The sequence below is a fragment of the Acinetobacter seohaensis genome, from assembly GCF_056431365.1.
This window is the reverse complement of the sequence record NZ_JBWKMK010000005.1, coordinates 18,112-30,112: the sequence shown is the minus strand read 5'-3', so window position 1 is coordinate 30,112 and position 12,001 is coordinate 18,112. Positions and strand designations below refer to the sequence as shown.

The following is a 12,001-nucleotide window of genomic DNA, read 5'->3' as shown; positions in this document are numbered from 1 at the left end:
AGATGAACATGGTTGAAATTTTAATTGTTGCTGCATTGGTACTGTGGAGTGCTGTAGTTGTCTTTAAAAAAGTCTTTCCCAAGACTTCTGGCGCAGTTTTTCTAAAACTCTCCAATTTCTGTACTGAAAAAGGCTGGCATGGCTTGGCCAAATGGCTAAAACCTGCAGCCGCGGCAGGCTGTGGTGGCAGTTGTGGTTGTGATTCTCAAGATCAACCCGCAGAAAAGAAAGTTGAAGTTCAAGCGGTGAAGTGGAAATAGGCTTGTTTATTCACTTTAGCAATATTCTTTTTAAAAACCGTCTGCAATATGACGGTTTTTTTACGCACTGACACAAAAAAACTGCAGGAACTGCAAACAGAAAAAGCATTCAAAACAGCAAAGTGCTACTATTTTGTCTGTTTCAAAATTAGCGCACAAAATGGGGCAAAAATGTTAATACAACGTGGTGGATTAAAAGTCGTTGCAGGACTTGGTATTTCTGGTGTTGCAGCCGTTAATTTTTTACATCATCAGGGTTACCGCGTTGCTGTGACAGATTCTCGCCCCACACCCCCAGGGCATGACCAAATTCCTGCCGAAGTAGAAACCCGTTTTGGTCAGTTTGATCAGGATTTATTGCTGTCTGCGGAAGAAATTGTGATTAGCCCAGGTTTAGATCCAAAACTCCCTGAAATTCAGGCTGCGATGGCGCAGGGCATTCCTGTGGTGAGTGAAATTCAGATTTTACGTCGTGCGACCGACAAACCTATTGTGGCAATTACAGGGTCTAATGCGAAAAGTACCGTTACCACACTGATTGGTTTAATGGCAGAGCAGGCAGGTAAAAAAGTCGCGGTAGGTGGAAATTTGGGACGCCCTGCGCTGGATTTGATTAAAGATGATCCTGAACTGTATATTTTAGAACTCTCCAGTTTTCAGCTAGAAACCACCTCGAATTTAAATGCAGAAGTGGCGGTAGTGCTGAACATGAGTGAAGACCATTTAGACCGTCATGGCGATATGTTCGGTTATCACACCGCCAAACATCGTATTTTTCAGGGTGTGAAAAAAGTGGTGTTTAACCGTGATGATGCTTTGAGTCGTCCGTTGGTGCCAGATCAGACTCCTATGCAAAGTTTTGGCTTAAATGCGCCTGACCTAAACCAATACGGCTTATTAAAAGATGATGATGGCAGCATGTGGTTGGCACGTGGGCGTGAGCGTTTATTAAAAAGCACCGAGATGTATATTCAAGGCACACACAATATTGCTAACGCATTAGCGTGTTTGGCATTGGGTGAAACCATTGGTTTATCTATGCACAGCATGCTGGAAACGCTGAAAACCTTTAAAGGTTTGGAGCATCGTTGTGAATTCGTCAAAGAATTACATGGGGTGCGTTATTATAATGACTCCAAAGGAACCAACATCGGTGCAACTTTGGCAGCTTTAGATGGCTTGGGTGCAGCAATTCAGGCACAAGGCGGTAAGGTTGCAATTATTTTAGGTGGGCAAGGCAAAGGGCAGGACTTCACTGCGCTACGCCAATCATTGCAACAATATGCCAAACTGGCAGTGTTGATTGGTGAGGATGCTACGAAAATTGAAACAGCAGTTGCGGGAACAACCCAACTCTTAACTGCAGATACCTTGCAACAAGCAGTTGAAATCTGCCAACAACATACACAAGCGCATGATGTGGTGTTATTGTCACCTGCATGTGCAAGTTTTGATATGTTCTCGGGCTATCCAGAACGTGGTCACAAGTTCGTTGCTTATGTCAACGCACTGGTATAACAACAATAAGGTGTGAGATATGGCTGGCTTTGCTCAGACAACAATCAATAAACTCAATCAGGTCTATGAGCGCTGGTTACCCAAACTGCCAGCGGAAGTGAATGTACGCAATGTACTGATTTTTAGCGTACTGGCGCTGTTATGTATTGGTTCAATCATGGTGGCATCGGCTTCGATGCCTTATGCCGAGCGCATGCATGAAAATGCCTTTCACTATGTATTGCGTCATGGCATTTCTATTGTGGTGGCATTAATCGCTGCCGTGATTGCCTATAGAGTGCCGCTGAATACCTGGTTTAACAACACCTTCTTTCTGTGGATTGTGACCATTGCCTTGTTGGCTGCAGTGTTGCTGGTGGGTACTGAAGTCAATGGTTCTAAACGCTGGATTCGGGTCGCAGGTTTTACCCTGCAAGCTTCCGAAGTCGCTAAAGTGATGATGGCCATTTTTACCGCTGACTATGTGGTGCGCCGTGCCGAAGAAGTGCGTAATAACATTAAAGGTCTGATTCGTCTTGCAGTGATTATGGCAGTCACGGTAGGTTTGGTGATTGCAGAGCCTGACTTGGGGGCGACCGTGGTGATTGCCTTGACCATGTTAGGGGTCTTCTTTTTAGCTGGTGCGCCATTAATTCAGTTTGGTATTGCCTTTGGCGCGATTATTGCCGCCTTTGTGTTTTTGGTGGTATTTGAGCCTTATCGTTTTGAGCGTTTAATGTCGTTCTCAAACCCGTGGAATGACCCTTTGGGTGTCGGTTATCAGTTGTCTAACGCCTTAATGGCATTTGGACGCGGTGAATGGGCAGGCGTAGGCTTGGGGCATAGTATCCAGAAAATGTCCTATTTACCTGAAGCACATACGGACTTTATGTTGGCTGTCTTAGGTGAAGAGTTTGGCTTTTTAGGCATTTTTGTGGTGTTGAGCTTGTCTTTTGCTATGCTGATTGCCTGCATTAAAATTGGTCATCGCGCCCTGAAAAACCAGTACTTACGTGCAGGATATTTGGCTTATGGCATCAGCATTATCTTCTTATTACAGATTATGGTGAATGCAGGCATGAATATGGGTATGTTGCCTACCAAAGGTTTGACTCTACCTTTTATTAGTTATGGTGGTTCATCGTTAATTATGTGTGCAGTGATGGTGAGTTTGATTCTGAAAATTGAAGCCAGCACGCATGAGATTAACCCTAGCCGTGAAGAATCCAGCTTCTAGAATTTATCCTTCTATTTCGCTTCTGGCTGAGCATGGTGCAAGACCATGCTTGGCATGACTGTTCCGCAGTGTAAGCACTTGACTGTAGTATTTTTTTGTTTAGACATAGGAAACAAGGGAATAAAAAATAAGGAAAAATATTGTCGTTGCTGTCTGAGTTCATAGCTACTGCGAGTGCGGCAAACGGGGCAGCTAAATTGACTTTTCTCGACCACTTTGGTTTTCGGTCCAACACCAAAAAAAAACATGACACAACCTCAAATGATCTATTTCAATTTGAGCATAACTGAATTTTAAATTTTATAAATAATAGCCGTGTAAAGCTGTGCCTGCAGGAATACGTGAAAGATCCCATTGCTGAATGGCTTGCGTAAGCATGCGTGCAGGGGTGTCTAATTCGACAGTGGCTTGATTTAAGGCAGTTAAAGCGGCTTGTAGCAGCTTCGGTGCTTGGGCTAAATCTAAAGCTTGTGCCAAGTTCTGTTTAGACAGTTTTTGCCCTTGTGCATTCATGGCTAAAGGCAGGTGCGTGTAGCTGAGTTTAGGGTAGCCTAACAGTTGCCCCAAATAGATTTGCCGTGCGGTGTTGTCGAGTAAATCTGCGCCGCGAACCACATGGGTAATGCCTTGCAAATAATCATCCACCACCACTGCCAGTTGATAATTGATAATGCCATCACGCCGTTTTAGGACAAAATCGCCCAAGTCCTGCGCAAGGTTGGAACATTGTTTGTCTTGCAGGCGGTCTTGAAAGCAAATCTCTTGGTCTGTGACTTTGACTCGAATCGCTTGATTGGCAAAATCTAAACCTAAATTGCGGCAAGTCCCTGCATAAATATGATTGGAGCCAAGCATTTTGCGGGTGCATTGACAGGCATAGACCAAGTCGCGTTGCTGCAATTGTTGCAACACGGCTGCATAGAGATCGAGGCGATCTTTCTGGAAAATAATTTCGGCATCCGGCTCAAATTGAAAGGCATCAATACAACGCAAGATATGATTTTCACTGCCAGGGTAAATGCGTGGGATGTCAGTATCTTCAATACGTACCAGCCAAGTGCCGTGCTGGGCTTTGGCATCGCAATAACTGGCAACGGCAGTAATGAGAGAGCCAAAATGCAAAGGGCCGGTTGGCGATGGCGCAAACCGACCTGAGTAGCGCGTCAGCGAAATATGATCTCGCTGCTGCGCATGGGGAGCATGCTCCGCTAAAGAATTTTCAACAGTCACAATTAACCGTTATTTTGCTTCTCTTTGATCTCTGCCAAAGTTTTGCAGTCAATACATAACGTTGCCGTTGGGCGTGCTTCTAAACGACGCAGACCAATTTCGATACCACAAGTTTCACAGAAACCATAGTCATCGTTTTTAATCGCTTCAATGGATTGTTCAATTTTACGAATCAATTTACGTTCACGGTCACGGGTACGTAATTCAATTGCAAACTCTTCTTCTTGAGTCGCACGGTCGTTTACATCTGGCAAGGCTGTATTTTCGTCTTGCATGGTGTTTAAAGTGCGGTCAACTTCTGACATTAACTCTTCTTTCCACGCCATGAGAATTTGACGGAAATGCTCGAGCTGTCCTTCAGACATGTATTCTTCATTTTTTTTAGGCTGATAAGGTGCAATACCAAATAAGCTAGCTGTAGAACCGCCCTCTAAAGCCTTTGGCTTTGCCTTACGCACGCGTTTTGTAGCTTTTTCTTCTACAAGATCTGTTTGTTCGTCCAAGACTTGATTTTGGTTGTCATTCGCCATGTAGGGCATTCCTCATCATATGCGTACGATTGGTACGCGAAAAATATGGTGATATGCAAGTGTTTTTATCCACTCCCAAAGAACAATATTCGATCTTCGGGGGACGTCATCATATAGACTTTTTTTGATTATGGATAGTCTTTGATGTTTGGATGTGTTATCGCATTTTTTCGTTGAAGGCATAAAGTAAAGCAAAAGAAATAAAATGAAAAGTTAATAACCTGAAATTTCAAAATTTATTTGTTGCACGATATGCTCAACCCGATGCACCTGAGTGCTAAAACTGCCATCTGCATTCAAATGTAACACACGGTAATCCGGGGCTTCTGTACCTAAGGCAAAGTGTTGGCTGTGTGGTTTGAACTGCACGCAGGTCGATGGGGTCGAGTAAAACTGAATCCCTTGCCATTGATTGAGTGAGTCCTGATGCACATGACCGCACAGCACCAGTTTGACTTGATTGTGCCGCGCCAATACATCAATTAGATCTTCAGTATTTTTTAACTTGTGCTGATCAATCCAGTGTGAATGCATATCAAAAGGATGATGATGACAGGCAATGATCACATACTGATGCGCATGTTGTTGCAGAACCTGATCTAATTGTTGTAACTGTGCTGCGTCCATCCAGCCATCAATCCGACCTTTAACCGCAGTATTCAGTAAAATGACACTCCAATTGCCCAACTCAATTGCATGAACTTGATTGGACTGTAAATGGAATGGAAAAACCGCGGCATCATCATGATTGCCCGGAATCTGGAAATGCGGCGTATTCAAAGTCTGCATAAACTGCAAATAACGCTGATAGGTTTCAGCAACAGGGATTTGTGCTAAATCGCCTGTATGGAAAATAGCATCGAGCTGCGGATATTGCTGTTGAATATCGTGCATTACCGCGTGAAAGCTGCGTTCAGGATTCATGTGCACAAACTCTAAATCTTCCTGATTCATGAGGTGCGTATCTGAAATTTGTACAATTGTCCAGCGTTGCTGGTGATTGTTTGAGAATAAAGTCATGCCTGACCCCTTAGACATCCTTCACGGTTTTAATTTGTTGTTGTAACCATTGCAATGCCATGATGACAGGTGCGTTTTTTAGCCGACCATTGGTCAGCAAGTTTGGAATTTCCTGATAATCAAGAATGTGTAATTGAATATTCTCTCCTTCATCTGGCATACCAAACACGCCACCTTCCTGTGGTAACGTGGTGCTCGCACTATATAAGTGGAACAATTCTGCGCATGCACCGGCAGATGGATAAAAACTGAATAAATGTTGTAGTTGTTGCAGCTTACAGCCTGACTCTTCTAAGGCTTCACGACGAATGCAGCTTTCAGGCGATTCATTGCCATCTAGTACCCCTGCAATCACTTCCAATTGCCAAGGCGAGTCGCTGTCGTCAATTGCACCAATGCGGAACTGTTCAATCAGTGCAAATTTTTGTTGTGCGGCATCATAAATGAGTACCCCAGCCGCTTCAGGGCGCTGAATAAGTTCACGCTGAAGGACTGGGGTATAGGTGGTTTGATTAAACAAGCGATGGCTCAGGCTGACTTTCTCAACCTGAATAAACCCGCGATACAGGTATTCACGCTGGTGAATCTGTGCATCGTGATGACCATAAGTTGCTTGTTGAATAATCTTCATAAACTCTCATCAGGATGAGCAAAGCATGATTTCATCCTAACTGAGATTTGATTGAATACAAACGCTTTTTAAACAATTTATAGCTTATGGTACAATTTTTGACCATGTTCCTGATAAGCGGTTTTCATGGCTTTGAGACCTGATTCTACCTCTGTATCTACTTGCTCTGTTTTGTTCGCAGCATTTTGATTTTGTGCATAATCTCTCACATTTTGGGTGATTTTCATGGAGCAGAACTTTGGTCCGCACATTGAACAGAAGTGTGCAGACTTATGCGCTTCTTTGGGCATGGTTTCATCATGCATGCTGCGTGCGGTGTCTGGGTCAAGGCTCAGGTTGAACTGATCTTCCCAGCGGAATTCAAAACGTGCTTTAGACAGCGCATTGTCACGGGCTTGCGCGCCCGGATGTCCTTTGGCAAGGTCAGCCGCATGTGCTGCAATTTTATAGGTGATGATGCCGTCTTTGACGTCTTTTTTGTTCGGTAAGCCTAAGTGCTCTTTAGGTGTCACATAGCACAACATTGCAGTACCGTACCAACCAATCATCGCTGCACCAATTGCAGAAGTAATATGGTCATAACCTGGTGCAATATCCGTGGTTAATGGGCCGAGTGTATAGAATGGTGCTTCTTTACAGACTTCAAGTTGCAAGTCCATATTTTCTTTGACCATGTGCATTGGTACGTGCCCCGGGCCTTCAATCATCACTTGCACATCATGTTCCCAAGCGCGGTGAGTCAATTCACCCAAAGTTCGCAGTTCGCTGAATTGTGCTTCATCGTTGGCATCTTGAATACAACCCGGACGTAAACCATCACCTAAGCTGAACGATACATCGTAAGCTTTCATGATTTCGCAGATTTCATCAAAGTGTGTGTAAAGGAAGTTTTCTTCATGATGCGCCAAACACCATTGCGCCATGATTGAACCGCCACGCGATACAATACCTGTTAAGCGATTGGCCGTGAGTGGTACATAACGCAATAACACGCCTGCGTGAATGGTGAAGTAATCCACACCTTGTTCAGCCTGTTCAATCAGCGTGTCTTTAAAGATTTCCCAAGTGAGGTCTTCGGCAATGCCGTTTACTTTTTCTAGTGCCTGATAAATAGGTACAGTACCAATTGGCACAGGCGAGTTGCGGATAATCCATTCACGGGTTTCATGGATGTTTTTACCTGTCGATAAATCCATGATGGTATCTGCACCCCAACGGGTCGCCCAAGTCATTTTTGCGACTTCTTCATCAATACTTGAACCCAGTGCCGAGTTACCAATATTGGCATTGATTTTGACCAAGAAGTTGCGACCAATAATCATCGGCTCACATTCTGGGTGGTTAATGTTGGCAGGAATAATTGCACGGCCTTCAGCTACTTCCTGACGTACAAATTCAGGTGTGATTTCAGTTAAGTTTTTAGCCCCAAAGTTTTGCCCCGGATGTTGACGCATATCGACACCTTCGCGTTGGCGTTGGTTTTCACGAATGGCGATATATTCCATTTCAGGGGTAATGATGCCTTGTTTGGCATAGTGCATTTGGGTGACGTTTTTACCCGCTTTGGCACGACGCGGCTTTTGAATATGGGCAAAACGGATCTCTGCAGTACGAATATCGCGTAAACGCTCTTGACCAAATGCCGAGCTAAGGGTTTCTAGTTTTTCGGTGTCTTGGCGCTCTTCAATCCAGCTGTCGCGGATGTTCGGCAAGCCTTTATTCAGATCAATTTCAACATTTGGATCGGTATATACACCTGAAGTGTCATACACCATGAGCGGCGGATTGTGCTCACCGCCTAAACCTGTTGGAGTGTCAGTCAGTTCAATTTCACGCATTGGCACCTGAATGTCTGGGCGTGAGCCTTGGATATAGACTTTTTTCGATGCAGGTAAAATGCGGGTTAAATCTTTGGCATCTTGCTCGTGTTGAGCAGAAATATCAGCAGGGGATAGATTCGTTAATTGGTTCATTGCAATGATCCTGAAGAATGAAATCAACGAATCAAGCACGACCAAAAACAAGGGCAAACTGATCTGTTTTGAACAAGGGAACAATTTGGGTGCTATGTTTTTAGATGGGCTTGATTCCTACGCAGGTTTTAACCTGATCAGGTTCAACGGTACTTGGGTTTACAGCTTGGTTTGCAGATTTTAGGCTACAAACTCAGCATGGACACAATCTCAGCGAGGCATTACTCGCGCTCCGTCAAGCTGTATAAATAGTAGCACGTTGTTGGTATAAAAGCAGGCTTCGCGCGGCTTTTATTCTTTGATGCCTAATGACAAGTATTTGAGCTTTAAGCGACTTTGGATAATTAGCGAGTAATACAAACGGCATCACTAAAACAATCGCGTTTTGCATGGATGGAGATGTTCTTTAAATTTAAATATTGATGCAACTGTGCATGTACTAAAGCATCATCGCCATATTCACGCTGTTCACGTGCAGTGGGCTGTGCTACAATTTCAGTGAGTCGTTGTTCACTGCTCATGTGTAAAAAGGCAAGGAATTTACGCGCTTGCTGTGCTAAGGGAGATTTTTGCAACTTTGCCAGTTTTTTAATTTCAAATAATACGGCAGGTTGGATACTGTATTCATCGACATAATCCTGAGAAACAGGACTGTTGACTGTGCCTTTAAACAGCAGCAAGGCATACACTTCGGCTAGATAACGTGCATCCCGTATAAAGCGACTTTTAGGATAACGCTGCACGTAATCTTCCCAAAATAAGGCGCGTTCAGTCAAATCGGCAGCATCAAGGGTGAGTCCACCATCACGCAGGCTGTGCTGCATATTGTCATTGGCCATTCTTTCAATAAAAATCTGCTCGGCATCGGGCATGTAAGGCGCAAAAATAATGGCTAAGTATTGCGGGCTTCGACGATAAACCAACTGTGCTTCACCTGCATCGTATAGCTCTAAATAGGCTTGTCCCTTATGTTTCAATAAATATTGATCACGCAAGGCAAAGTTTTCAAAATGACTTTGCTGAATGGTCGGATGCTGTGCCATATCAAAAGCGTGTTGGTCAAAGGCAGCTTGTTCTGCAGCGCTGCGTTCTACATGCAAAAAGCGTTGATACATTTGGGTCGAAAGATTGAGCAAATTTAATTGCTCATTCAAAGGCAGCAAGGGTAGGCAGACTTTTAAATCCTGATTAATTTGTTCTAGCGCAAACGTGGTGCGGGTATTGTCAATTTGCTGCATATTGTACTGAATATTTTCACACATTTGGGTCAAATCCACAGGCTCGCTGGCACTGGCCTGTACCTTTGGTGGTTCAGCTACGGGAGGTGTATCTGAATTTTGGCAGGCGAGCAAATACAGACAACTGCCAAGCAGTAGGGCAAGTTTACTGGCGCGAAGAAATTTAACCATTACAGCAATTCAACATGAGTATTCATTCATCATCTAGTGCCTTCATTTAGGCACTATGGATTCCAAAAATTCAAAATGAGTCATTCATACCAAAATTCTAAATTTAAAATATCCGCTGTGAGGCACACGGTTTTAGAAGCTTGGGTCGAAGGACGAGGGGAGAGCTTGCATTGTAAAGTCAAAGCCACGGAGTAAATTGTAGTATTCTGCTAGAGTTTGGTTACATGCCTGTGAGTAAGTACCACTTTATGCAGCGATTGTTAGCACGTGTATGGCTTTGCTTAATTATTGCAATGAATTGAAATAATATGAAAAATTATCAAAATTAATGAAAATCATACGAAAAAAAAGCAAATTCGCTTTAGTATGGGCGGTGTAAAAATACATTGCAGTAGGATTGACGAAATTACAGAGTGGGTTGATCGAAAAATAATGAAAAAAATGATGTTAGTGACATGCTTATGTTGGATGAGTTCAAGCGCTTTTGCTTTGGATTTAATGCAAGCCTATCAGCGTGCTCAAAATAGCGATCCGACTTGGCGCGCACAGCAATTACAATATCAGGCCGATCAATTAAATTTAGGGCTTGCGCAAGGCAATTTACTGCCAACTGTGACTCTGTCGGGCAATATCACCCGTAAAAGTCAGGAAATGAGTCGAGTCAATATTGCCAGTTCCTCGCCAGAGCTTTTAAGCAGTTCATCTTCAACTTCACGTCAAGTCGCGTTAACAGCACGTCAGCCTTTATTTCGTTGGGATGCTTGGCAAGCCCTGAAACAAGTCAAAACCTCGTTAAGCCTGAGTGAAGTCACCTTACGTTTACAACAACAGCAACATATTTTGAATGTATCAGAAGCGTATTTTAATGTGCTGAGACAGCAGTCTTTAACAACAGCATATTTACAAGAAGAAAAAGCTTTGTTGGAACAGCTCAATATGATGAATGCCAAACTGCGTGAAGGTTTGGTGGCTAAAAGTGAAGTCAGTGAAGCCAATGCGCAATATCAAAATGCACGAGCGAACAGGATTGGAACACATGTGCAGTTGGTTTTGGCACAAGAGCAGTTGGCACAATTGATTGGGCCATATCAAGAAAGTTTGGCAGTTTTGCGAGATGACTTTCAATTTCAAAAACCTGTGCCTGAAAGTTTAGAGGCATGGTCGCAATTGGCACAAACTCAAAATTTGGCTATTCAACAGGCACGTTTGCAGCGACAATATGCCGAAGATGCACGTCGGGTTGAACAAGCAGCACGTTATCCGCAGGTAGAAGCTGTGGGCAGTTATGGTTATGCCAAACAAAGCCCTGAAAGTATCATGTCGCCCGATGGTCAGTTCGACCAGGTCGGGATTGAAATGAACTGGAATGTGTTTAGCGGTGGGCGGGTCAATAAAAATGTGCAAAAAGCAGTGGTTTTGGTACAAAAATCTGAAGCCGAGCTAGATGCAGCAATCCGTAAAGCCAATACCGATGTGAAACAGGCATATTTACAAGTCGAAACTGATCAAGCCAAATTGCAGGCGCGACAGGCTGCAATGAATTCAGCAGATTTAGTGGCACGAGCATCCAAAGCGCAATATCAGGAAGGTTTAAAAACCATGGTGGATGTACTGTTGGCACAGCGTAACGCCTTTTCTGCCAAGCAGGATTATCTCAATGCACAGTATGACTATTTGAAGCATGTGTTACAGTTGAAAGCAGCCGTTGGGCAATTGACTGAACAAGATGTGCAGGAAATGAATGCTTGGTTGATTCGGAAAGCCATATAGGGTCTGTTGACATTTCATAAATGGCTTGCGCTGTAGGCTAAAACTGAGCAGATCAGGCATGAAACGCAGGGAATAGCGAGACTATTGCCAAGTTTCATAACGCAATCTGAGAAAGTTTTAGCCACATGAGCAAGAACAAAGCGTTGCTTTGTTTGCTGCGCAAGGGGGCGAGCATATTTTTGCTACTATTGCTTTATGAGTCAGTCATTTAGAATGACTAAATTTCCTGTCCCATGCCTTATATCAGCTAAAAAATATGCGTTGCCGCAAACATAGACGAAATGTCAACAGACCCAAGTCATTTTGTCATCTGAATGGCTTATGCTGTTTAAAGACAGAAACGATCAGACTTGAGAGTTTGGTGAGAAAATGTCATAAAAACGTCATCATTGCTGTGCTTTAATATTCAATCATTGCGTCAGTCTATCCTTTTGTTGTGGAGTG

Annotated in this window: 11 protein-coding genes and 1 riboswitch; of the genes, 4 read left to right on the top strand and 7 right to left on the bottom strand. The window is 43.6% G+C overall.

What is annotated here, in order from left to right; all coding sequences use genetic code 11:
* The first annotated feature begins 8 nt into the window (after nucleotides 1-8).
* From AC07E5_RS00585 to ftsW, 3 genes are all read left to right on the top strand, one after another.
* On the top strand, nucleotides 9-260 hold the full coding sequence (locus AC07E5_RS00585; RefSeq protein WP_004975717.1) for a DUF6587 family protein: 252 nt from the start codon (nucleotides 9-11) through the stop codon (nucleotides 258-260).
* A gap of 171 nt (nucleotides 261-431) precedes the next feature.
* Nucleotides 432-1,778 carry a UDP-N-acetylmuramoyl-L-alanine--D-glutamate ligase gene (gene murD, locus AC07E5_RS00580; protein WP_317097848.1) on the top strand — a complete coding sequence of 449 codons (1,347 nt, stop codon included), beginning with the start codon at nucleotides 432-434 and terminating at the stop codon, nucleotides 1,776-1,778.
* A 19-nt stretch (nucleotides 1,779-1,797) separates the two neighbouring features.
* The gene (gene ftsW / locus AC07E5_RS00575) at nucleotides 1,798-2,994 is read left to right on the top strand and encodes a putative lipid II flippase FtsW (protein WP_004975720.1); all 1,197 of its coding nucleotides are present in this window, start codon (nucleotides 1,798-1,800) and stop codon (nucleotides 2,992-2,994) included.
* Nucleotides 2,995-3,005: 11 nt separating this feature from the next.
* Here ftsW and AC07E5_RS00570 read toward each other — a convergent pair whose 3' ends face one another.
* The 7 genes from AC07E5_RS00570 to AC07E5_RS00540 form a co-directional block, all read right to left on the bottom strand.
* Nucleotides 3,006-3,242, bottom strand: coding sequence for a zinc-ribbon domain-containing protein (locus AC07E5_RS00570; RefSeq protein ID WP_498624460.1), 237 nt, complete (start codon nucleotides 3,240-3,242; stop codon nucleotides 3,006-3,008).
* Between the two features lie 52 nt (nucleotides 3,243-3,294).
* Nucleotides 3,295-4,224, bottom strand: a complete 930-nt coding sequence (gluQRS, locus tag AC07E5_RS00565) for a tRNA glutamyl-Q(34) synthetase GluQRS (RefSeq protein WP_004975723.1) — start codon at nucleotides 4,222-4,224, stop codon at nucleotides 3,295-3,297.
* 2 nt (nucleotides 4,225-4,226) lie between these two features.
* On the bottom strand, nucleotides 4,227-4,754 hold the full coding sequence (gene dksA / locus AC07E5_RS00560) for an RNA polymerase-binding protein DksA (RefSeq protein WP_004975725.1): 528 nt from the start codon (nucleotides 4,752-4,754) through the stop codon (nucleotides 4,227-4,229).
* A 213-nt stretch (nucleotides 4,755-4,967) separates the two neighbouring features.
* Nucleotides 4,968-5,774: a 3',5'-cyclic-AMP phosphodiesterase gene (gene cpdA, locus AC07E5_RS00555; RefSeq protein WP_498624459.1), complete on the bottom strand. Its 807-nt coding sequence runs from the start codon at nucleotides 5,772-5,774 to the stop codon at nucleotides 4,968-4,970.
* A gap of 10 nt (nucleotides 5,775-5,784) precedes the next feature.
* Complete coding sequence (locus AC07E5_RS00550; RefSeq protein ID WP_317097849.1) at nucleotides 5,785-6,405, bottom strand: NUDIX domain-containing protein; 621 nt, start codon at nucleotides 6,403-6,405, stop codon at nucleotides 5,785-5,787.
* A gap of 77 nt (nucleotides 6,406-6,482) precedes the next feature.
* Nucleotides 6,483-8,378 carry a phosphomethylpyrimidine synthase ThiC gene (gene thiC, locus AC07E5_RS00545; RefSeq protein ID WP_317097850.1) on the bottom strand — a complete coding sequence of 632 codons (1,896 nt, stop codon included), beginning with the start codon at nucleotides 8,376-8,378 and terminating at the stop codon, nucleotides 6,483-6,485.
* A gap of 97 nt (nucleotides 8,379-8,475) precedes the next feature.
* Nucleotides 8,476-8,623, bottom strand: a riboswitch (TPP riboswitch).
* Nucleotides 8,624-8,722: 99 nt separating this feature from the next.
* Entirely contained in the window at nucleotides 8,723-9,787 is a 1,065-nt protein-coding gene (locus AC07E5_RS00540) for a hypothetical protein (RefSeq protein WP_317097851.1), read from the bottom strand.
* 432 nt (nucleotides 9,788-10,219) lie between these two features.
* Between AC07E5_RS00540 and abuO the strand changes: the two genes are divergently transcribed.
* On the top strand, nucleotides 10,220-11,557 hold the full coding sequence (gene abuO, locus AC07E5_RS00535) for a multidrug efflux outer membrane protein AbuO (RefSeq protein WP_104852922.1): 1,338 nt from the start codon (nucleotides 10,220-10,222) through the stop codon (nucleotides 11,555-11,557).
* The last annotated feature ends 444 nt before the right edge of the window (nucleotides 11,558-12,001 follow it).